Raw genomic sequence first — 22,548 nt, 5'->3', positions numbered from 1 at the left:
CCGTTATTAATGGACAAAATGATGGGCCGGACTATCGAATCTAGCTTCCTACTCTGAAAGATAGCGGAGACATTCCGCGAAAGAAAAGCCTAGTAAATCGATCTACATTCGAATTTTCTAATTTTTCCGAATCGATAGAACGGGAGAAAAGAAAAGATCGGATAGTATCTTTCTCTGGCTCACGTCCGGAATTCGGGAGAGAAGCTGATCCATCTTGACCTTTAATTGACCCATCTCCGGGTACTCGTCCATTACCCTTAGAATATGCGGCCAAGCTTTTTTGACAAGATCTGAAACTGCAGGACTCGCCGTCTTGGCCCGATTCCAAGAAGATTCCAGTTGGTTTCGAATCCTAAAAAAATCCCGTCCCAATTCCAGAACCTTCCTCAAGCGATGATCCGATAATCCGGTGCGACCGGCTAATTGGGAAAGAATGCCGTCCCAGTCCACGACCTCGCCTTTTGATTCTTTTAGAAGAGAGGATTGCAATTGAACCAAAGCGTTTTCTTCCGACGGTAGAGTGCTGACCCAACGTTTGTATTCCTCTAATTGCCCCGCTTTTTGAAACGTCCGGACCTTACCGACCTGTTCCATATATCTAGAAAATGCGATGATGACGGGCTGCTCGGGCGGTGTAGCAGGTGGATCGTCGTCGAACGCGAACCCACCTTCGAATTTTAAATCCTCCACCTCGGAAAGAATTTCATTTGCGTTGACTTGGATCGGAATATCATCTTCTTCCAACTCTTCTTTCTTCAGGACGATAGGAGTTCCTACAAAAAGGTCTCCGTACTTGGAAAGAATTTCCTGCAAGATAGGAGTTTCGGGACCCTTTCGAACCGGAACCGGAGCTGCCTTGGTCACGGTTGCCGCAGCTTTGGCTCCGTCGCGAATCGCTTCAGCAGAAGCTACCGACTCGACTTTCTTTCCGGTCGTTCCGTCGATTAAATAGAGAACTTCCTCTTGCTGTTCGAACCGAAATCCTTTTGGAAGTAGAAACCCTAGACCTTCAATGATCTCGTCGGTGATTCGCCCGTATCTTTTTTTCTTGGGAGATTGATCCGCCGCGATTTCCTGTTCGATCAACTTCGTCTTGACCTTGTTTAATGCCCCTAAAAAATTCCGGTTCATATACGCGGAAAGATCTTGGGTACTGATTTCCAAAAATTGCGCGAATTGAGGAAGCTGATCGAAAAAATGATCCGTCTTTTGGACGTTGTTTACTATATAGGAGCGGATTTTATTTTTTAAGGCTTCCTGCTCTTTTGGAGAGATTTTCTTTTGAGAAACGAGTGTTCCAAATAGCTGAATATGAGTATGGAAGTAACTAAGGAATTCGCCGTAGGCAGTAAGAGCATATTCCCCCTCAGCATTCCTCTCAATGACTTTTCGAGTTTCCATAATAGGATTTGCGGTCAAGTTTTTCCCGTTCCGGGCCAAACTTCAAGACAATTAGGATACTTTGAGCGAGTCTTTTATCAAACGGTTTTGGAAATTTCTTCCTCGTTCAAGGACCCGCTTACGATACGATATCTTAGGAACGTGTTACAAGTCGCCTCGTCGGAATATCGGACCAGATCGTAATCCGGACGTGGGGAACGAAAAAAGGAGGAATGAACCAATCTTTCTCCTACTTCTTTTCGAATATGAGAACGAGCCTCGTTTCTTCTTTTATAAATGGAAGGAACGACGATATCGTTCTTATACGAGAGAATATTATTCCTATAAATGGCAACAGTTAACCGGATTCGGTAAACCTTGTCCTCTTCGCTTTCCTTTCTATTTAGAGAATCCATTTTTAATAAAAGCGGGGTCGGAGAATTTGAACAGAACCGCTATAAACAATATCGGCCCGGCTCCCCCCCGATCTCAAATTATCGAAAGAGAATTTTTTCCCTAAAATCCTACATGACAAGCGACCTGCAAACGTCCAATTTGTTATTAGAGACCGCCCCAGATGAATTTCCGATACAATCATTCCCCCTTTTCTTATAAACGTCGTCGTACCAGGGAAGTGAAAGTCGGAGACATAGGAGTCGGAGGCAATAATCCTATACGAATCCAATCCATGATTACGGCTGACACGAGGGACACGGAGAACTCCGTCCGCCAGATATTGGAATTGGAGGAAGCAGGATGCGAAATCGTGAGGTTGACGGTTCCGTCTCAGCCGGATGCGGATAATTTACCGAATATTAGAAAAGAATTAAAACGACTAGGAAGTAGAATTCCCTTGGTCGCGGACATTCATTTTACCCCGAGTGTCGCGATGAAGTCGGTCGAATGGGTCGAGAAGGTTCGAATCAACCCGGGTAATTTTGCGGACAAAAAAAAATTCGCCGTTCGTGATTACTCCGATCTAGAATATCATGAAGAGCTGGAACGAATTGCCGAAGTCTTTTCTCCCTTGGTTTGCCGTTGTAAGGAGTTGGGGGTTTCGATGCGAATCGGAACCAATCACGGCTCTCTTTCTGATAGGATCATGAATCGTTACGGAGATACGCCGATGGGAATGGTGGAATCTGCGATCGAATTTATCCGAATCGCCGAAACGGTCGGCTATAAGGATATAATCGTAAGCATGAAGGCTTCGAATCCTCAGGTGATGATCCAAGCCTACCGACTTCTCTGTAGTCGATTTCTGGAATTGCAGATGGATTATCCGCTCCACCTAGGAGTGACCGAAGCGGGAGACGGAAAAGACGGACGAATAAAATCGGCCATCGGGATCGGGTCTCTCCTTGAAGACGGACTCGGAGATACGATTCGAGTTTCCCTTACCGAGGATCCAATCCATGAGATTCCCGTTGCGAGATATCTGGCGGAGACGTACAATACGAAAGTATTTCCAGATGCAAACGGCAATTCCTATTCGGAATTTAGAAATCCGTATGCATATCAAAGATTCTATAGTAAACCGATTCAAGTTTCGAGTGCCGAAATCGGAGAGAACCATCCGGTTCGTATCGAATCAGTTTTAAATTTTTCCTCTTCAGGAGAATTTTCGAATATACTTTCTTCCCTAAAAAATTTCGCAAAAAATCGGTCCTTGGAGGTGGAATTAATTTCTGTCCCGTTTCCTGCCGATTCTCATCAAAGGGAAGAACTTCTCGAAATTTCCAAATCATCCCCTACTCCGATAGGAGTCATTTTGGAACAACACGAATTATTATTCGCAAATGATCTGGAAGATTTAAAACCGTTTCCTAAAATCACGATCGATCCGTTCTATCATTTTCAGAATATCGATGCACTGATGGATTTCCTGAAACTAAGGGAGGGTCGAGGCCTAACCGAACTCTCGGTTCAATCCTATCAGATCGAAAGTTTGAACGGACTACCGGAAGTATTTAAGGAAAACGGAATAGAATCCATCGCATTCTCTATTCGATCTCCTCATATCCTTCACGATTATCGGAAACTCGCGAGAATCCTGAGCGATTCAGATTACCCGATCGTTCTCGCCGGAGAATTCGAAACGCAAGAGGCCGCATTATTCGAATCCTCCGTAGGTATAGGCGGCTTACTAGTAGACGGAATTGGAGATTTGTTGAGGATTCGGATCACCGACTCTGATCCGGAATCGGTCCTGCAACTCGGATTCGATCTACTCCAGGCAACAAGGCTAAGGCTTACAAAAACGGAATATATTTCTTGCCCTTCCTGCGGTCGTACTCTATTCGATCTACAAACGACCACCGCAAGAATCAAGGCAAGAACCGGGCATCTCAAAGGCGTCAAAATCGCGGTGATGGGTTGCATAGTGAACGGTCCCGGAGAAATGGCGGATGCCGACTTCGGATATGTCGGCGCCGGACCGGGAAAAGTACATTTGTACAAAGGAAAAGAAATCGTCCTAAAAAATGTTCCTTCGGAAGAAGCAGACGAAAAGCTCGTTCAACTCATTAAGGAATCCGGAATGTGGATCGAACGAGAATCCGTGGAAGCGGTTTGATTTTCATCATTTCAGGGAATATTAAATGAATTCCCGATTCCCTTTGACTTGAATTTGTAATCAAATCGGTTTCGATCTTAAATCTTCTTTCCTCGAAAAGTTCTTTTCGAACGCGAAGATCCCTAGACAATCTGATCAACATGCGCCGATTTAAAACTTTTTTTGTAATTTTTGCGGTTACGATAGCCTATAGTTCAGTCTTTACGGCTCCTTCGTCCGTTGCGCCGATTCGACCCAAATTAGTGGTCGTTATTTCCGTTGACCAACTTGCCTCCAGTTTGATCGATCCAAAGTCTCTAAAAACTTGGGGTGGAGAATTTACTAGAGGCTTCAAAACTCTCCAGCAAGAAGGCGTTTATTTTACGAATTCCTATCATGCTCACGGTTTTACCGAAACTGGACCGGGTCATTCCGTTATTCTTTCCGGTCGCTTCCCCACTCATACGAAGATTACTCAGAACAGTTGGACTGATCCTGAGAATGGCGAAGAAATTTATTGTGTGACCGATAAGGATACCGACATTTTGAACTCGAAGAAGAAAGGAACCGGAGCGAGCCCGAAGTACTTCTCAGGGACTACCTTAGGCGATTGGTTTTTATCTCAAATTCCGAATTCCAGAGTTTATACCTTCGCCGGAAAAGATAGAGCTGCGGTCCTGATGGGCGGGACAAAACCTTCCGGAGCGTTTTGGTTTGACGAAGAATCGTTTACCTTTACGACCTCCACGTTTTACGGAAAGGAGTTACCTGAGTGGTTAGAATCGTATAATAAAAAGGTTTTGAATCGATTCTCCGAGGATATCACTTGGAAACTACCCGCTCATAGAAATTTTAATTCCGGGAAATATCAGGTAGGAACGTATTCTCTTAATACCGGAGCGAATAAAGCCATTTATAAAGCGGGAAGTCCACTCGACAAATCGACCTATCTAAGATATCGGGCCTCTCCGTTTTTCGACGACGCAGTTATCGAAGGGGCAATTCGCTTAATCGAAGAGGAGAAATTAGGTCAGGGAGAAACGACGGACCTGATTGCGATCGGATTATCGGCCACCGATTATATCGGACATGGATTCGGAAACCAAGGACCGGAAATGAGAGACCAACTTTTGCATCTGGACGAAATTATCGGAACTTTCATCGATAAAATACGAATGTCTCACCCGGATGCTTGGATTGTTCTCACTGCAGACCATGGAGCTCCCGATTTATCGGAGCGTCTTTTGGAAGTAGGAAAGGATGCGAATCGAATCGATCCGGATGTTTGGAGACGCAAATTCGTACGAGAAGTTGCGGCTCGCTTAGGCACCGGAGAAGCGGAACTATTCTGGAAGATCCGAGATCCTTCCCAAATCTATATCAGACCTAAATACAATCTGGATAAGGCCGGAGTTACCAAGGAAAAAGTGATAACTGCTTCACTTGAAGTATTAAAGACGATGCAAGGAGTTTTGACCGCTATATCCTCCGATGAAATCCAAAAAATGGATCCACCTTCTAAAAATGATCCGGATCAGTACACGATTAAAGAGCGTTTGAGACTAAGTTACGTTCCGGATCGATCCGGAGATATCTTGGTCGCATTCAAAGAATATACGACCGTTGGAGATACGGATAAATTCGAATATCTAGTTCATCATGGAAGTCCACACGACTACGATCGTAAAGTTCCCTTAATATTCTTAGGACCTTGGAAGGCAAAGAAAGTATCGAAGCCGACGAAGATCGTCGATCTTGCACCCACGCTCGCCAAATATTTAGGCTTAAAGCAAGTGGACAAAGTGGACGGCCAAATACTACCCTTGGAATAAATTCCAGTAGGAAAGATATGTGATCGCAGCACGTATCTTTCCTACTGCTTTGATCGATGTTCTATCAGAATTCGTTTTACTTCTAAAAACGTCGGAATATGATTTTGAACGGAATGTTCGGATGGAACTAGTAATTCGGATTCTGCTCCGTCGATATGGGAACTATCGTAAGAAACCACCGAATCGTTGATCCAATCCAAATCCCTCAATCTCGAATTCCCGATAATGGAATGGAACTTCACCTGCGGTTTAACATTGCCGGTGACTTTGATAAATATACTCTGAGGAGATAGACTATCGACTCCGTACGTTTCCGGAACAAAAGAGTCTTGGGTTTTTTCTAAAGTCAAAAATCGGAATACCTTTCCCATGTTGGAAGCGACTCCCTTAGGCAGCACAAATAATAACCTCGCTACTGTACCTAAAAACCCCTCGGCCAATGTGGATCCCTTATGAGGAGTCGCGATAAAAATAGCCCTCTTTACAAAAGGAACCGGATCGTAGTCGAAGACCCGAATCATCTCTTTCTTTAAATCGTCCGGAAGCGAAACAAATTTCGAAGAATCGACTTTTGCAGCCAGCATCCAATCCTCTTTCCTGCTACGAGTCACCATCATTTTCGACAGGATTCCGCCCATGCTATGGCCTACGAGAACCATTCTATCAAAGGATTTATGCTCCTTTTTAGGATCGTATACTTTTCGTAAATCGTATAAAGTTTCTCTAAATTCCGCTCCCGATAGGGATATGGGGCTACCGGTCGGATACCAATATACCCAGAACTGATATTTCTCCTTAATCTGCGGATCGGAAAGCAATTCGTTTATCATCGAAAACCAAATAAATGGGGAAGAAGCCAAACCGTGAACGAATACCACCGGAATCTTATCCGACCGATACGGATAAACGAAATACAATCCTCTTCTTTCTCTCCCGGTTTCCCCGTCAAATGCAGCCCAAAGACTATCGTTTTTTTGAGCGATAGTGAGCATATATGCCAAAGGAGTGGTCGTATCACTCTCCATCGGAAGATCCAATCCGGAAAACTTGATTCTATCCCGATATACCGGGTCGTATAGATGGATGGTTGCTCTAAGATCTAGATTCCGGTTTTCTAAATAAGATTCTTCTAAACTTAAGAAAGCGGTTCCCGGATAAGCCTGACCGACTCCGGCGATAAATTCGTATTTCCTGCGCTCAGCTGGCTCAAGTTCCGGATGTTTCCGAACTAATATCAATGGTGCGCCGATTCCATATTTACTGATATGATTCGAAAAACCCGTAACTTTATAATCGGAAGCGACTTCCACTTGCAGAAAACTTTTGGGAGTCCAAGTAGTTTCGACTTTTACGTTAACCATTGTCAGGGTTCCGCGGATCAAAGGCAGATTCAAATCAGTCATGTTCGCCAATTTTCGATTCCGTTTTGCGAAACGAACAAGCTGCTCCAGGGATCGGTTATATGTTTCCAGTGCGAATCTGAATTCGAGCGAATAAGGATCGGGCTCCGGAATACCGTGAGAATCGAATAAATACGTATAAGAGTAAACGAGCGCGGAAGCGAACATCCGCGCGAACATCGGATCTTCGGGATCTAAGGAAGATCCGGAATGGTAACAGAGCTCGGCCAAATAATAAGACAAATTTCTGGATTTGGTGGCAATGAGACGATTATCCAAATCGTAAATTACGACTCTCGGATATTCCCGATAACTTTCGAACAAGTCGTTGCTCTTGAGAAACCGAACGGTCAGTTCGCTTAATCCTTCGTAATTGACGGCGTTTAAACGAACTAAATTTTCATGTTCGTATTTGGAGTAATTCTTTGTAGTGTATGTGGCGCAATCGGTGAGTAAAAATCCGAGACAAAGGGTTAGTTTTAGATAAGAATTAAAACTGAAAGAGAATCGCATTTCAATTCACCCTTTTTGGATCGCTCAATCCATTGAACGAAGAAACCATGAAGTCAGGTTTTTGAGCTTCCGTAAAGCCGGAGTTTCTCGCGCCGGGAACCCGAGTTTATAAAAATTTCTCAGTCGAGAGGAGCTAATTCGGTAAGACTTAAATCCGAAATAGTATGCGGATAACCTTCTCTATCATTATATAAAACGGAAACTTTGTCTCCGTTGATTTCCAGGATTTCCACTTGAGCTCCGGTTAATACGATCACTCCCTTTAAAAGGAAGCTTCTCTTGGTCAATTTTACCTTATCGCCCGGCTTCATCCTTCTCCATATACACGTCTTTTCCTTCTTTTTTCATGGAAGAAAATATGTGAATCTGCGCTTGGTCTACCCGAGTACCGATATCGTATACTGCGCCTGTAAAATCGGCTCCTTCGATCTTGGCACCCGCAAGCTTGGCCCATCTCAGATCGGCTCCTCGAAAATTTGCACCTTTGAGATTTGCGGAGTTAAGAAAGGCTCCTCTTAAGCGGGCACCTTCGAAATTTGCGCCTTCGAAATTACAGTTGGTTAAAAATGCGTTATTTAAGTTTGCTCCGGAAAAATCCACGCCGTGAAGATCTTCCTTTTCCAAAATAATCGAGGATAGGTCCTCCCCTTTCAAAGAGCCGTTTGCGCTTAGGAGCTCCTTTGCTTTGGATGCGGTGATCCTTCTTTCTTTCGGAACACCGGAACCGTTTTCAAAATCCTGGACGGCCTGACGAAGTGCAGCTACGGCGGATTCGGGATAATTCTTGCGACGTTCAGGGAATTCGAAAAGTTTCTCTACGTCTTCCGGAGTGATCGATTTAAGTTCGTCTATTGATTTGCCTTTGGCGATCTCTGTTGCCATAGCAAGGGCTACGATCCCGAAGCCGCATCCGGTTGTGGTATAGCTGGCGTCCGAAACGACTCGATTTTCGTCGATTTTGAGGTAGATTCTATAGCCGTCTCCGCAACCTACGTTTCGATAATTGGAGACGACTGTTGCATCTTCCATTTCTCTATAGTTCAGTCTTTGGTCGTTGATTTCCTTGTATTTGTCAAAATCCATTACCTTCATGAAACTACCTCCGGCAATAGCTTAGACTCGAAAACAACCAAATCCGACATAGAAATCGGAAGCTTACTTCATCTTATATTTTTTCTTGAATTTATCTACGCGACCAGCCGTATCCAGAACTTTGGATTTACCGGTAAAGTAAGGATGGCAAGCGGAGCAAATCTCCACATGAATATCCCCTACCGTAGTACGAGTCTCGTAAACCGCTCCGCATGCACAACGGATCTTAGCTTCTGCGTATTTTGGATGAATACCAGTTTTCATAATTTTTTCCAATCCTCCTACTAATTAGGCGTTCATGCTGGCCAAAAAGGCTTCATTTGTTTTTGATTGCCGCATTTTTTCTAGCAATAATTCCATGCTTTCCGTGATACTCATGGGAGAAAGTACTTTTCGGAGAACAAAGACCTTCTGAAGGATCTCCTTCGGCAAAAGCAGTTCCTCTTTTCTGGTTCCGGATTTGTTTATGTCGATTGCCGGGAAGATTCGTTTGTCGGAAAGCTTACGATCGAGATGGATTTCCATATTACCGGTTCCTTTAAATTCCTCGAAAATAACCTCGTCCATCTTGGATCCGGTATCGACGAGTGCAGTCGCGATAATTGTCAAAGAACCGCCCTCTTCTATGTTTCTGGCGGCACCGAAAAAACGCTTCGGCTTGTGAAGGGCGTTGGAATCCACACCACCTGAAAGAATTTTTCCGGAAGTCGGAATCACTTGGTTATAGGCGCGGGCCAATCGGGTGATCGAATCCAAAAGAATGACCACGTCTCTTCCGTGTTCCACGAGACGTTTCGCCTTTTCGATTACCATCTCCGCCACCTGAACGTGACGAGTCGCGGGTTCGTCAAAAGTGGAACTTACGACTTCTCCCCGAACGTTTCGTGCCATGTCGGTAACCTCTTCCGGACGCTCATCGATCAAAAGAACGATTAAGGTGACTTCCGGGTGATTACGGGTGATCGCATTTGCAACGTTTTGCATCAAAATCGTTTTACCGGTCCGCGGGGGAGCGACGATCAATGCGCGTTGGCCTTTTCCGATCGGGCACATCAAATCCACGATACGTGTATCTAACTGAGACGGATCATGTTCCATTCTCAATCTTTCGTTTGGGTATAACGGAGTTAGGTTATCGAAAAGAGCTCTCTTGCTCGCGACATCGGGAGTGTATCCGTTAACCGTCTCGACTCGAAGCATGGCAAAGAATCTTTCCGATTCCTTGGGAGGACGAATCTGACCTTCTACCGTATCTCCGGTTCTAAGACCGAATAATTTGATTTGAGACGGAGATACATAGATATCATCCGGGCCAGGAACATAGTTATAGTCCGGAGAACGAAGAAATCCATAACCGTCAGGGAGTCGTTCCATGACCCCTGCCGCATGAACCTGCCCGTCTCGCTCAGCCTGAGCCTGGAGAATGGCAAAAATCAGATTCTGCTTTTTAAGTCCGCCGGTGTTTTCGACACCGAGATCCTTTGCGACTTCGATCAGTTCGGAAATAGATGTCTTCTTTAAAGCGACCAGATCGATTGGGGCAGGGCTTGGTCCGTCATATGCGCCTCTTCGACGCTTTCTAGAACGGATCTCTGCTGTTTCGGGATCATCTTCCGGAAAACTTGGTTCGTCTTCGTGATAATCGTTTTGATTGTCTGTATTGAGTTTGGGCTTAGAGTCTCTTCTTGGGTTAGCCATCAGGATACCATTAGATTTTATAAAAGGTGTACGCTAATACGCCTTCCAGTGTTTATTTTTTATGATTAAGAGCGGGTTATTGAGGATCCGGAAAGATCGGTTTCTTAAGTCGCCCCGAAAACCCATTTATTCTCTGTGCGGGGATCGGCTCTGAGAAGGGAACGGAGGTCGGCTCTTACTTTGGACTATTTCGTGAACATACGCGGTGTCAATGAAATTATTTTCCCTTGGTCTTTTTTTTGGAAGTTACTTTCTTTTTCGGAGCAAAATGCTTCTTCTTAGCTGCGATTTTGGGTTTTGTTTCTAAAGGAATAGGCTTAGAAGAAGTCTGGGGCTTCTTTGAAGAGTTCGATTTACCTGCTTTTTTTCTCGGAATCGGTTGGTCCTTGTTCAATTTAAATCGGACCCCCAGATCCAAAAACTTGATTCTGTTCTGCAAAGTTGTTCTCGGCACCCCCAGGTCTAAGGCCGCATGAGAAACGTTTTCCTGATTTCGCTTTAGAGTATGATATATGTAGCTTCCTTCTACTTCTTTTAACATCGTCTCTAAAGGAAGTTTTTGACTGAATGCTTCGGTCACGGAAGGAAATTCCATGCCATCTTCGTCTTGGGAGTTAAGCTTGGCCCGGATAGGAGAAAAATGATATAGGTAACCCAAGGGTTTCCCCTTTTGCCGTAATATGGATACTCTTACCAAAGATTCCAAATCTTGTACAAATGTTTGAACGGAAATCTTCCCCTCATCCAAACGCAATTCATGCGTTTTTAGATAATTTCCCAGTAGATCCTTAGACATTTCCTTTAAGAGTTTTTCAGCGTATAGAATGCTGTCTCGAAACCATTTCCGAGTTAGAATATCTGTTTCAAAGGTCTCATTGTAAAAAACCGCGTGTCCGTCCAAATCCGTCGCCAATAAGCCATCCGGAAAATTCTGTAGAATCACTTCCATAAACCATTGGCTTTGCTTTGTCCGGTCTTCTTCTTTCGATTCCAAGCTTTGCTGAGCCGGCTTTTCACCCCCCTTTGCGACCCAAGAAGAACGACTAAGCTCCGCCATCAAACGAGGCTTATCCCACTCATCCTTTCTTTCTCCAAATGAATTTAAAACGGGAATCGTTCTTTGTTTTTGAAAGTATCCGAGGAGACTCTCTGGTATTTCCCGAATCAAATATTCTTCCGGAATTCGGGTAAATTCACGATCCGCCACACTTAAGTCGGCTAATTCCATCAGAATCGTTTCTTTAGGAAGAAGGCCCAGCAAACCGTCACTTTCTTCCCAAACGGGAAGAAAGTTCGTCGGAGTGTATAAAAAATGTTTATAGAGACCTTCGATTCTCATTAGTTAGCGTGGCATCGGGAAAAAGAATTTCCCTGAAATGACTTCTATTCCCGATTTACCGGGAAAATTCTTCCCTTTTTTTTCTCGAAGAAAGGAGTTTTTTGTCGGTCGGAAAAAATTTTAGCGGAGTTAGAGAGTGCTACTTAACGATTAATCTTGTCAAGGGGTCTCTCTCCGGCATTTTGAAATTCCTCGGGAACGGGTAACTTAGAGGTTTTTAGACAGGAAAGCGAGTATTTTAAAGAACGTTTATACAGTATGAGTGCATACAGGTAATTTCCGTCTCGATGAAACTTATTTCCGGAAATCCATTCTTCTCTCGCCATACGGAAATAATTATTGGCAAGCGCGTTTTCTTTTGCGGTTAGATGGTGTCGATCCGGCGAATCGATTTTGAGTAATTGAGTTTCCCTGACTGCATATTGCAGAAGTTTAGAGGAGAAATTTTCCGCAAATTCCGACCATCGTTTTAATACTTCCGGAAGTTTTCTTTCGAGAGTCGATAAAGCATCCGATCGCTCCTGTGCGGTTCCAGCTCGGGTCATCGATTCAAGATCGGAGGAGTACGATTCTACGCGTTCTAAATCCTTTTCTAGCTCGACCGAATGAAAAGAACGTCTCATTTCCCGCAGTATGCGAACTTTAGAGTCTACGCTTTTTTTCCGCTCCCGAAACGTAAGAGACTGGGAAGAATCCACTTGCTCCCAAGCAAAAAGCCCCAGAGCCAAGCCGGCGAAAATCACTATCCACTTCCATGATTTTCTCTTACCTCGAAGGGCAAGAATTTCGGAAGGAGTCGGTAAATCCATAAGATCGAGTTATTTCCCCGTCGCCGCGGGTGTTGCTCCGTTCGCGGAAGGCACTTGAGGCAGCGCTTCCTTTCTATTCATATCATCGGAACGAATTTCTTCGTTACTTTTTTCCAAGAAAGAGACACGCCCGCTTGTTATAAAACTATAATTATCGTCGTGTGTTTCCAACAAATCGATCGGATTACTTTTTCCTTCACCGGGAGGGACGATCTTTTGGGTAATCAGTTCGTTATCGATATAATCGATTAATGTATTTCTAATTCTATCGTAATCGGATATATTTTCTTTTTCGGCTGCGTTTCTCATTTCATCTAGATTCACGAATTGATATTCGGCTTTATCGTCGTTCGGAGTCTTTGCGGAAATCATGGCCAAAATGGCAAAACGTTTTGCCCTACGGGCAATCCTAATCCCGTCCCCGTGCAAAACAAGCTTCACTCTATATTGGTGCGGCGAAGAATTATAAGCCGTCGTGAAACTATCCTCGGAGGATTTTAAATCCCTAAAACCCAGCTTCAGTAAATGTTGCGCAATCTTATCGTTAGAGCGGATAATTAAAGGAGAGGCGGCTTCCAACAGGATGCGCGCGGTACGAACGTAATTTTCATGGACGACTTGAAAGAGATCCTTCATTTCGCCTTGAGCGGACTTAAGATTCTTATACGAAAGACTGTAGTTCCCCTGAAAATACCACATATTTCCGTTAAAATCCGCCTGATTCGCTTTTCGAAAGGAACGATAATTATCAAACGTATTCAGTTTTTTATAAAGTTCTTCTTCGCCGGCAGGGGTTGAGCCGGAGGGGGTCTGCCCGCCCTGAGCGTTTTCCGCAGCGGTGGGTGCATTGGTTTGCGGCTTAGTATTCTTTTCTTCCGTGAGTTGGGGAGTGAGGTTACTTGCGCAAATATTGATAAATTTCAGATTCAGCTTATTTTCGTCTATCAAGATAGCCAAGTTGGTCTGATCCGGGGATACTCCGAGGACTCGATCCGACAATCCGCTAACGACTAAAGCCGAGAAGAGTATGACTAAGATTCTAAAACGATTCAGACCCATGGCGTTCTACCTCTCTACTATCGGTAAGAATGAAAAAATTTACCATTTTTTTTGGAATTCTCTAAATTGGATCCCAAGCCTTATAGTAAATTCCCCTAAAAAATCGCCCCCGACTTCGATTTTTCGTAATCCCGGGAGTAAGTGGTCTATGCGTGGTTGCTTGAGAGCGAGAAATTCCCCGCCCTTCCTGGGCGGGGGCCGGAGCGAAGCGGCGGTACCCGTCCCTATTTCACAAAACAGCGAAGACGGCAACTACTTTCCGTTTCTATGAATTGTAGGAGCTCCCACAAACTGTTTCCTTCTGCGAAATAGTTCCCGGTGTGAAAAGTGAAAGGAAAGAATGTACGGGCGACCTAGATTCCTGGATCCTTTGCCCATAGTAACATTGGTTAGATTTCCGCGCATGACTCTGCTAGCCCATTGCGCGGTTGCTCGAGAGCGAGAAATTCCCCGCCCTTCCTGGGCGGGGGCCGGAGCGAAGCGGCGGTACCCGTCCCTATTTCACAAAACAGCGAAGACGGCAACTACTTTCCGCCTCTATGCGTTGTAGGAGCTCCCACAAACTGTTTCCTTCAAGTTTCCATTTACTAACGAAACTCTCAGAGAGCCGAAATTCTTCGAATGGCCTCGACCACGTCCTCTTTCTTACCGAATGCGGAAAGTCTGAAATAACCTTCCCCGGCAGGACCGAATCCGGAACCGGGAGTTCCGACGACCTGCGCCTTATCTAGTAATCGATCAAAGAAATCCCAAGAACTTAAATGGTCAGGAGTTTTTAGCCAAATATAGGGCGCGTTTATTCCACCAAACACGTCATAACCGACATTTTGCAGTCCTTCTCGAATCGCTTTTGCGTTTTCCATGTAATAAGCGATATTTTCTCGAATTTCTTTCTTTCCCTGAGTCGAGTAAATTGCCTCGGCGGCTTTTTGAGTCACGTAAGAAACTCCGTTGAATTTGGTCGTATGACGTCGACTCCAAAGCGAGGCGATTGATATTTCTTGACCGTCCCTTGTCTTGCCTTTCAGCTCTTTCGGAATTACGATATACGCACACCGTAAACCCGTAAAGCCCGCAGTCTTGGAAAAGGATCTGAACTCGATCGCGACTTCTCTCGCTCCTTCTATTTCATAAATCGAACGAGGAATTCCAGGTTCGGAAATAAAAGCCTCGTACGCAGAGTCGTAAAGAATAATGCTCCGATTTTTTTTTGCGAAATCGACCCATCCTTTCAGAGCTTCCTTAGAAGCGACTGTTCCGGTCGGATTGTTCGGGAAACAGAGGTAAATTAAATCAGGACGTTCTTTCGGAAATTCCGGTTGGAATCCGTTCTCTTTCGTCGCGGGCATATAAATCAAATTCGCATAACGCCCGTCAGGTCCCGCTTCGCCGGTGCGACCTGCCATAACGTTCGTATCCACGTAAACGGGGTATACTGGATCTCCGATAGCGATCTTCGCGTCTGCGGAAAAGATTTCTTGAATGTTTCCGCAATCGCATTTGGAACCGTCGGAAACGAAAATTTCACTTTCGTCCAAGGTTACGCCTAATGAAGCGTAATCGTTCTCCGCGATCGCTTTTAAGAGAAAAGAATACCCTTGTTCCGGTCCATATCCATGAAACCCTTGCGACGTTCCCATTTCTTGAGAGGATTTTACCAAGGCATCGACTACGGACGGCGCTAACGGCAGAGTAACGTCTCCGATCCCTAAACGGATAATTTTTGCGCTGGGATTTTTCTCGGAATACGCTTTAACCCTGCGTCCGATCTCCGGAAATAGATACCCGGCTTTTAATTTCAAATAGTTCTCGTTGATATTCGCCATACTCTTTATTCGTTTTCCTCGTCATTATCGTCGATCGGCCTTCGTCCGGAAAAGCCTTCGTCGTACCCGTGTTCGAAGAGGAGATCCTCCTCTCCCAGATGCCAACAATAATATCCTCTTCCGTTATCGAAATCGACTAACCAAAGTCCTTTAACTTCGATCCCTAGTTCGCGGATCTTCTCGGCCCATTCGATTAACAATTCTTCGAGTTGGCTTTCTTTAGCCTCCAACTCGTTTTCTCTTAATATTTCTTCTTTGAGTTCTCGATGTAATTCATTAACGGACGAGTAAAATTCTTCGGTAATCGACCTAACATAAGGTAGAATTTTACGGGCTTCTTCGTATGTCCAGATTTTCCGTTCCATTAAGAATAAGGCTTTGCTTGGGGGATTTTGATTCCAGTGCGATTCGAAACAATTGCGACAAGCAAAATATCGATCAGAACTTCACTCCAAGAGAAAGGCAAAGCAAAGTCATTCTGCTTACGACACCGTATTTTGCCTGGCGAAAATAGGCCGCGTTCGGTAGATCGTCAACGTCGGTCGAAAGCTCATTCACTCTAGGAAGCGGGTGCAATATCGTCGTATCTTTCTTAGACGCAAGAATGAGTTCCTTATTTACCTTAAAGGATTCCTTTAATCTCTCGAATTCTCTGTGATCGGGAAATCGTTCCTCTTGAATTCGAGTCACATAGGCGACGTCGCATTCCCAGACTTTTTTGATGTCCTCGCTTTCTTCGAAAGAGATCGGAAAACCGGAAAGACCTTTCTTATAAGAATCTGGAAGAGCAAGTTCCGGCGGAGAGATAAGATACAAATGTACTTTATAGTGGCGCAATAGATTGATAAGACTATGGATCGTTCGGCCGTATTTTAAATCTCCGATAAACGCAAGCACCAGCCCGTCCAATTTCCCTTTTTCGGAAATGATCGTATACAAATCCAATAACGCCTGAGTCGGATGTTGTCCCGCTCCGTCACCTGCATTAATCACTGGAATACTTACCGCACCGGCTGCGATTCTGGAAGAACCTTCCACAGGATGTCGAATCACCGCGATGTCCGCATACGCTTCGACCATTTTCATCGTATCATATAGGGTTTCACCTTTCGAAATGGATGAGAATTGAAAGCCCACCGTGGAAATGACTCTTCCCCCCAGTCGCTCCATGGCGGCTTCGAAAGACAATCGGGTCCGAGTAGAAGCCTCAAAGAAGAGCGAAGCCAGAAGTTTTCCTTCCAGGATTCCGAAGGCCTTACCGGCCTCCATCAAACGTTCCATTTCCCTAGTTTGCTTCACTAGGAAATCAAGGTCTTCTTTGGAGAATTGTTCCGTATCTAGAATATTCTTATGATCGTACGACATTCCATTGGACAGGATCAGGCGAGGGGAATGGTACGCAAGAGATTTAGATACGAAAAAAGATTCATTCGACGCCGTTCTATTTAATAAACGAAGGTCTTAGGGCGACTCCTGCTTAGGCAGGACCGGGCTGCTACGGGTTCGCGGAGTCCCGCTCATCCGTGCGCTTAAATGCACCCGAGCGGCAACCTACCCTATGAACCACGCGTCCGGACTTTGCCCTTCGCATCCCTGTCGCGAAAATTCAAAATCGGTTGGAGAATCTAATTCCAATCGAATCGATTCAACGCCACCCTGCTTCTAATGATGAACCTTCTTTTTTTTCGAAGCAAACCGGTGAAAAACTGAAAGAGTTACCGGCACATAAAGTAGACTTCCCAATGTGCCGAACCCAAGTCCCCAACCTAAAGCTAAAGTCATCGGAACTAGGACCGGATCCGTTCCACCTAGACCGTAGGCCGTCGGAAGAATTCCCGCAACCGTCGTAAGCGTTGTTAAAAGAATTGGTCGAAATCTCCTTCGACTTGCTTCCAACAGAATTTCGTCCATAGAATCCGTGGATCCCTTTTGAATCGAATCGATGCAATCCACAAGTACGATGGATGCGTTTACAAGCACGCCGGCGAGTCCGATAATCCCGATCATTGCAAGGAAGCTGATCGACTTACCTGAAAGAGGAAAACCTAGTACGATTCCCATGATCCCTAACGGAATCGTGCTCAGAATCAGGAAAGGTTTCCAAAAATTCTGCATCGTCAAAGCTAAAATGGCGAAAATTCCGAATAGCGCCAAAAGGCCGGCCTTTCCTAGAGATTCCATGGATCTTTGTGTATCCTTTTCTTCCCCACCGAATGCAAGCGAGATTCCGGGATATTGGCGCTCTATCAAAGGTTTAAAGACTTCTATAATTTTCGAATTCGCTTCGTGAGCCGTAATTTGATCGACCTTGATCTCCGCATTCACCGTTATTGCCCTTTCAAACTCCCTATGAGATAGAAGTTCGGGGGAATCGACCAGCTCCATTTTTGAAATCTTGGACAAATGGGTAATATTTCCCGCTTTATTCCGCAGCGGAATGTGCTTGATCTCATCCGGATTTTTTCTAAAATCCTTATCGTACATGACTCGAAGATAAATCTTAGTTCGCCCCTTTCTTACGGTTCCTGCTCGTTCCCCGTCGTACGCCGTTCGAAGCATATTTGCCGCCGCGAAAGTAGAGACTCCGGTAAAACTTTCCAAACCTTCGTCCAACCGAACTTGCATCTGTTTGCGACCGTACCGATAATCGTCTCTAACCGAATGGACGCCCGGAATCGTCTTCAGAAAAGTCTGCAATTCCGCAGAAACTTTCGTCAAATCCTTATAATCTTTTCCTAATATTGAAACCGTAATCGGCGCGCCGATCGGAGGGGCCGCCCCGAATTCCTCCATATAAACGTCCACTAAACTAGGAGTCTTACGAAAATCCGATTCTAGAGAAGCAAGGATTTCTCCCGCTTTTCTTTTTCTTTCCGATTCGGGCGTCAGATAAACCAAAATCACCCCAAGATTTTCCCCGTATCGCGAAAGCGGATCTTCCGGATCGGTCTGTTGAACTCCGATTTTAATGGAATAGCTTACGAGTTCGTCCGGCGGAATTCTTTTAATAATCGTCTCCATGTATTTCATTTTTTCCCTAGTTTGATAGATTCGAAACGAGCTGGGAAATTCCGCTTTAACGGTAAAAATTTCTATATCTTCCTTAGGAAAAAGAATGAACTTCATCCGGCTCAACGCCACGAAGGAGGCCAGAATCAGAATCAAGATGGTTATGAAAGAGGAATATTTATGACGTAACGTAAATGCTACGAAATCGGAAAAGCGCTCCTCCATTCTATGAAAGAAAGCGTCCAAGGTTTTTCTAAAACCGGTCGTCCGCTTTAATTGGTCCGGAGTTTTTGCGAATGCGGTGATCCGTGCCGGCAAAAATAAAAAGGATTCTATCAAACTAGCCGTCAAAGCAACAATCACTACGAGAGGAATCTGCCAAACGAACTTTCCCATAACTCCGGACATAAAAAGCATCGGAAGAAACGCGGCAACCGTCGTAAGGTATGATCCGAAAATCGGAACCAGCATTTCCAGAGTACCTTTAACGGATGCAGTAAACGAATCCATATTCTTTCCGAGATACGTGTAAATATTCTCCGAGATCACGATCGAGTTGTCGACGAGCATTCCGAGAGCTATGATCAATCCCATCATGGAAATCATATTGAAGGATACGTCGAAAAAAGGAAGCACGGCAAAAGTCATTAACATGGAAATAGGAAGCGATAAAGAAGTAATCGTAGCCGTTCTGAAATCCAGGAAAAGAAACAGGATACCGAAAACGATGCAAAATCCGATTAAGGCATTATTGGAAACGATATCCAAACGCTTACTGGTCCGCTTTGCTTCGTCGCTTAACATCACGGTTTTAATTTCAGGCGGAGCTGTTTTTTCCAATTCGGCCAAACGCTTACGCACATGATCGGCCACATCTATCGCGTCGGCTCTCTCCTTTTTTACCACGGAAAGAATCAGACCTTGCTTTCCGTTCGCAATTGCGAGAAATCTGGGATATTCAAAAGTATCTTCGACTCGAGCGAGACTCCCCAATTCGACTTTGGAGAAAAGATCGTTGGTGCGAATCGGAATTTTATAAATATCGGATGGATTTCTAAATTCTCCGTCGATTCTAAGGTCGAACGCCGTCTCGGAATCCACGGACCCGGCCGGTAAATTCACATTTCTATTTCGAATCGCAGTGGTAATATCGGAAAGATCCAATTGATAATGCTTCAATCGATTCGCGTTCACCAATATCTGCCATTCACGATCCCTCTTTCCGAAGACGTCCACGCGAGCCACTCCGGAAATTTTTTCTAGCTCTCTTTCCAAAAACTCGGCCGTTGTGTGTAGTTCGATTTCGTCTTTTCCCCCAAAAACGGAAAATTCCAAAACCGGATACGAACTTGATTTTCTTTCTATGATTTTCGGTTTCTCCGTAACTTGAGGCGGGAATTCGGAAATCGCATTGTCTACCGCACGGCGAATCTCGTCTAAAATCTTTTCAGGATCCTTTTCTTCCAGACTAACCCGAACATCTATATCCGATGCGGAATTTCTCGAAAAAGAACGTATTTCGTCTATTCCGTCGATTTCCTTAATTTTCTCTTCGATCGGATATGTGACTCGAAGCTCCACATCGGCCGGTGAGGCTCCCGGAAATTTCGTGGTAATCACGAGCTGCTTCATATCCACATTAGGAAATGTATCTCGGCGTAAACCTAACAAAGATACGATTCCCGCTAGGAAGACAAAGCTAGTTCCTAGATAAAAGAATAATCGGTTCTTAATAAATGATTCTATAATTGCTCTCATTAGTTCCTAAATCCGTAGGTTTGTTTGGCAAAACTGACAAAAATCACGGTGAGGTCAAGGGAAGGAAAAAATAGACGCAGCAAATTTGAAAGACCGGATTCTACCGGAATCGGAATTCAAATTTTTATTTGTGTCTCGAATAACTGAGATTCAAGTACGATTCTGCTGATAGTAAAGGCGTAGCTCAATAATAGCGGATACTTTCACGCTAGACCGAGGACTAATTAAATGGCCCGATTTTAATACCAACCTAATGCGCGAAAATCCCCAAACTTTTTCTGCCGATTTATATTCGATTTTTTTATTTAAGACGGCTAACAGTATTTCAGAAATTTCAAAATATGCATCTCATTAGATGCTTCGAATGAATTCCTTTTTATATAAGTCGTATTTCTTAAAATTCCATCGCTTTAAAGTCTAGTAAGATATCAATTCGGCTCCCGAAAACTATGCCAACGTTTTTAGTAATTATACTGAGGCGAGTTATGCAATCTTTCGAAGATCGGATTTAATAAATGCTATTATTTAAACAGAATAAATACGTTAAATAATTCATCCGATATCAAACTATCATTCTTGCCGAAATATAAAATTCGTTCGGGAGAAACTATAACTCGACTCATTCCGTCGTACTCGTCCAAAATGCCTGTTTAATGCTATCTTGTTTAGTCAGCTCTTCAACCAGACTATCCAACTCCACTCCTTCAACGGAAGTAGAAACTAAAACCGCTCGGATCTGAACTAAATCGCTCCCGAACGGACTGATAATGAGGTCCCGAACCGGGTAGTTGGCCTGCTCCAAGAATTGTTCCAATAGTTGCAGCGCCTCCTTATGTTTTTCCCTTCCTGTAATTACATTCATAGTAGTCGTCGCTTCTACGAATCTAGTATCCAAAGGTTGACGATTAATACGGTTCACGATCGGCCTTAATAACGTATTGGTCGCAAGTACGAAGGCAGAACCTAGAAATGCTTCTAAAAGAAGGTCCGCTCCGGCGCAAGCCCCTACTGCAGCGGAAGTCCAAAGAGTTGCAGCGGTATTCAAACCGCGGACATTACCGTCCCCACGCATGATCACCCCTGCGCCAAGAAAACCGATTCCCGAAACAACATAAGCCATTACGTGAACTGCGCCCTCATGCCCATTCAGTCGATTTGCCGCGTCTACAAAAATTGCAGATCCTACCGACACAAGTACGTTCGTCCGCAAACCCGCCGTTCTTTGCCGATACTGTCTTTCCAACCCGATCAGTCCGCCAAGAACAAAAGCGGCGCTTAAGCTTATGATCGTATCCAACAAAGATATAATATTAATTTTATGAAATGCTTCCATGTTATCCTAATCTTTTCTCGGCTCGTCCAACAAACCGCCCCATTGACTCCAAGCCTGTCCCCAAAATCCTCGATCCCAAATATCCCCGCTCGCTTCCATTTGCACGGGCAATCGGTTCCATGGCACTCCGGGAAATCTGTGATGAATTCGATGATAATTGAAATGAAAAAAATACCCGCTTAATCGAAACGGCAAATACAAATTATACGCCGAGTTCTTATCATCGATCTCCTTCCCATAATGGTAGGCGTTATCGAAAAAAGAAACAAAGAATGCTCTAAGCAATAGCGCAATACATAGAATCCAGCAGTGTTTTCCGAAAAGCCAAACGGAAGGAGCGTAAATCATCGCCGTAAAAAATAAATCTTTTCTGATTTCGCTCAGAATTTCCGGCTTGTACACCCACTTGAAGAATGCTTCTTCGATCGGAAGTTTCGAGATCTTGGTAGAAATCGGTTTTGTTAGATTGGTCGGTAATGCTAAAAATAAACCGACCAAGACCTCAAAACAGTACGTTGCAAGGGTGATCCTAAAATAATACCGCAAACTTTGTAGCCAGCGAGGATAGGCGGACCTCAGCTCAAAGAATTCAATCCGATCTCCTACTTCCCGATTGTATTTATGATGCATCAAATGGCCGGCTTTCAATACGGCAAATTGAGTTCCGAATAGAATCGCAAGACATCTTCCCCAAAATTGATTTTGGGAACGATTATTGGAAAAATTTCCGTGGATGCTTTCATGGATTAAATTCCAAAGCGCATAAGACAATGGTCCAGTCAATATCGCAACCGGCAATCCGATCCAAAACGCGACGGGAGATCGAGCTAGAAAGATCGGTATAGCATAATAGAAGCATCCAAAAAAGAATAAGAATAGCCAGGCCAACCTGACATTCAAGCTGGTAGGAAGATCTCTTGCTGGAATCGCCGAAGAAAAAGACATC

18 protein-coding genes are annotated in these 22,548 nt (G+C 44.4%); 2 read left to right on the top strand and 16 right to left on the bottom strand.

Annotation, left to right across the window (positions count from 1 at the left end):
• Window positions 1-117: 117 nt before the first annotated feature.
• Both LEP1GSC050_RS00620 and LEP1GSC050_RS00615 read right to left on the bottom strand, forming a co-directional pair.
• On the bottom strand, window positions 118-1,401 hold the full coding sequence (locus LEP1GSC050_RS00620; RefSeq protein WP_010569131.1) for a hypothetical protein: 1,284 nt from the start codon (window positions 1,399-1,401) through the stop codon (window positions 118-120).
• A 77-nt stretch (window positions 1,402-1,478) separates the two neighbouring features.
• Window positions 1,479-1,796 carry a hypothetical protein gene (locus LEP1GSC050_RS00615; RefSeq protein ID WP_010569130.1) on the bottom strand — a complete coding sequence of 106 codons (318 nt, stop codon included), beginning with the start codon at window positions 1,794-1,796 and terminating at the stop codon, window positions 1,479-1,481.
• A 161-nt stretch (window positions 1,797-1,957) separates the two neighbouring features.
• On the opposite strand from LEP1GSC050_RS00615, the gene ispG reads away from it, so the two are divergent.
• Window positions 1,958-3,955: a (E)-4-hydroxy-3-methylbut-2-enyl-diphosphate synthase gene (gene ispG / locus LEP1GSC050_RS00610; protein WP_020986937.1), complete on the top strand. Its 1,998-nt coding sequence runs from the start codon at window positions 1,958-1,960 to the stop codon at window positions 3,953-3,955.
• Window positions 3,956-4,095: 140 nt separating this feature from the next.
• The gene (locus LEP1GSC050_RS00600; RefSeq protein ID WP_010569129.1) at window positions 4,096-5,766 is read left to right on the top strand and encodes an alkaline phosphatase family protein; all 1,671 of its coding nucleotides are present in this window, start codon (window positions 4,096-4,098) and stop codon (window positions 5,764-5,766) included.
• A 41-nt stretch (window positions 5,767-5,807) separates the two neighbouring features.
• On the opposite strand, the gene LEP1GSC050_RS00595 is transcribed toward LEP1GSC050_RS00600, so the two are convergent.
• The 14 genes from LEP1GSC050_RS00595 to LEP1GSC050_RS00525 all read right to left on the bottom strand — a co-directional run bounded on the left by LEP1GSC050_RS00595 (window position 5,808) and on the right by LEP1GSC050_RS00525 (window position 22,547).
• On the bottom strand, window positions 5,808-7,679 hold the full coding sequence (locus LEP1GSC050_RS00595) for an esterase/lipase family protein (protein WP_010569128.1): 1,872 nt from the start codon (window positions 7,677-7,679) through the stop codon (window positions 5,808-5,810).
• A 119-nt stretch (window positions 7,680-7,798) separates the two neighbouring features.
• Entirely contained in the window at window positions 7,799-7,990 is a 192-nt protein-coding gene (locus tag LEP1GSC050_RS00590) for a hypothetical protein (protein ID WP_010569127.1), read from the bottom strand.
• Window positions 7,974-8,771 carry a pentapeptide repeat-containing protein gene (locus tag LEP1GSC050_RS00585; protein WP_010569126.1) on the bottom strand — a complete coding sequence of 266 codons (798 nt, stop codon included), beginning with the start codon at window positions 8,769-8,771 and terminating at the stop codon, window positions 7,974-7,976. Before LEP1GSC050_RS00585 ends, LEP1GSC050_RS00590 begins: the two co-directional genes overlap by 17 nt.
• 63 nt (window positions 8,772-8,834) lie before the next feature.
• Window positions 8,835-9,035 (bottom strand): 50S ribosomal protein L31, encoded by a 201-nt coding sequence (gene rpmE, locus LEP1GSC050_RS00580; RefSeq protein ID WP_010417788.1) that lies wholly within the window; start codon window positions 9,033-9,035, stop codon window positions 8,835-8,837.
• A gap of 24 nt (window positions 9,036-9,059) precedes the next feature.
• Entirely contained in the window at window positions 9,060-10,469 is a 1,410-nt protein-coding gene (gene rho / locus LEP1GSC050_RS00575; protein ID WP_010569125.1) for a transcription termination factor Rho, read from the bottom strand.
• 217 nt (window positions 10,470-10,686) lie between these two features.
• Entirely contained in the window at window positions 10,687-11,808 is a 1,122-nt protein-coding gene (locus LEP1GSC050_RS00570; RefSeq protein WP_010569124.1) for a helix-turn-helix domain-containing protein, read from the bottom strand.
• Window positions 11,809-11,951: 143 nt separating this feature from the next.
• Entirely contained in the window at window positions 11,952-12,617 is a 666-nt protein-coding gene (locus LEP1GSC050_RS00565) for a hypothetical protein (RefSeq protein ID WP_010569123.1), read from the bottom strand.
• 9 nt (window positions 12,618-12,626) lie between these two features.
• A complete protein-coding gene (locus LEP1GSC050_RS00560) occupies window positions 12,627-13,676 on the bottom strand; it encodes an adhesin OmpL37 family surface protein (protein ID WP_010569122.1) in 1,050 nt (349 codons plus the stop codon).
• 599 nt (window positions 13,677-14,275) lie between these two features.
• Entirely contained in the window at window positions 14,276-15,502 is a 1,227-nt protein-coding gene (locus LEP1GSC050_RS00550; RefSeq protein WP_010569120.1) for an LL-diaminopimelate aminotransferase, read from the bottom strand.
• Between the two features lie 5 nt (window positions 15,503-15,507).
• Window positions 15,508-15,867 (bottom strand): DUF2203 domain-containing protein, encoded by a 360-nt coding sequence (locus LEP1GSC050_RS00545; protein ID WP_010569119.1) that lies wholly within the window; start codon window positions 15,865-15,867, stop codon window positions 15,508-15,510.
• 73 nt (window positions 15,868-15,940) lie between these two features.
• A complete protein-coding gene (gene pyrB, locus LEP1GSC050_RS00540) occupies window positions 15,941-16,867 on the bottom strand; it encodes an aspartate carbamoyltransferase (protein WP_010569118.1) in 927 nt (308 codons plus the stop codon).
• Window positions 16,868-17,164: 297 nt separating this feature from the next.
• Window positions 17,165-20,269 (bottom strand): efflux RND transporter permease subunit, encoded by a 3,105-nt coding sequence (locus tag LEP1GSC050_RS00535; RefSeq protein ID WP_010569117.1) that lies wholly within the window; start codon window positions 20,267-20,269, stop codon window positions 17,165-17,167.
• A 619-nt stretch (window positions 20,270-20,888) separates the two neighbouring features.
• Window positions 20,889-21,602 (bottom strand): MgtC/SapB family protein, encoded by a 714-nt coding sequence (locus LEP1GSC050_RS00530; RefSeq protein ID WP_010569116.1) that lies wholly within the window; start codon window positions 21,600-21,602, stop codon window positions 20,889-20,891.
• A 6-nt stretch (window positions 21,603-21,608) separates the two neighbouring features.
• Window positions 21,609-22,547 (bottom strand): fatty acid desaturase family protein, encoded by a 939-nt coding sequence (locus tag LEP1GSC050_RS00525; RefSeq protein ID WP_010569115.1) that lies wholly within the window; start codon window positions 22,545-22,547, stop codon window positions 21,609-21,611.
• Window position 22,548: the final 1 nt, after the last annotated feature.

This window comes from Leptospira broomii serovar Hurstbridge str. 5399, from assembly GCF_000243715.2.
In the GTDB taxonomy this organism is placed as follows: Bacteria; Spirochaetota; Leptospiria; order Leptospirales; family Leptospiraceae; genus Leptospira_B; species Leptospira_B broomii.
The sequence above is the reverse complement of the archived record's forward strand: the minus strand, read 5'-3'. Positions and strand labels throughout refer to the sequence as shown.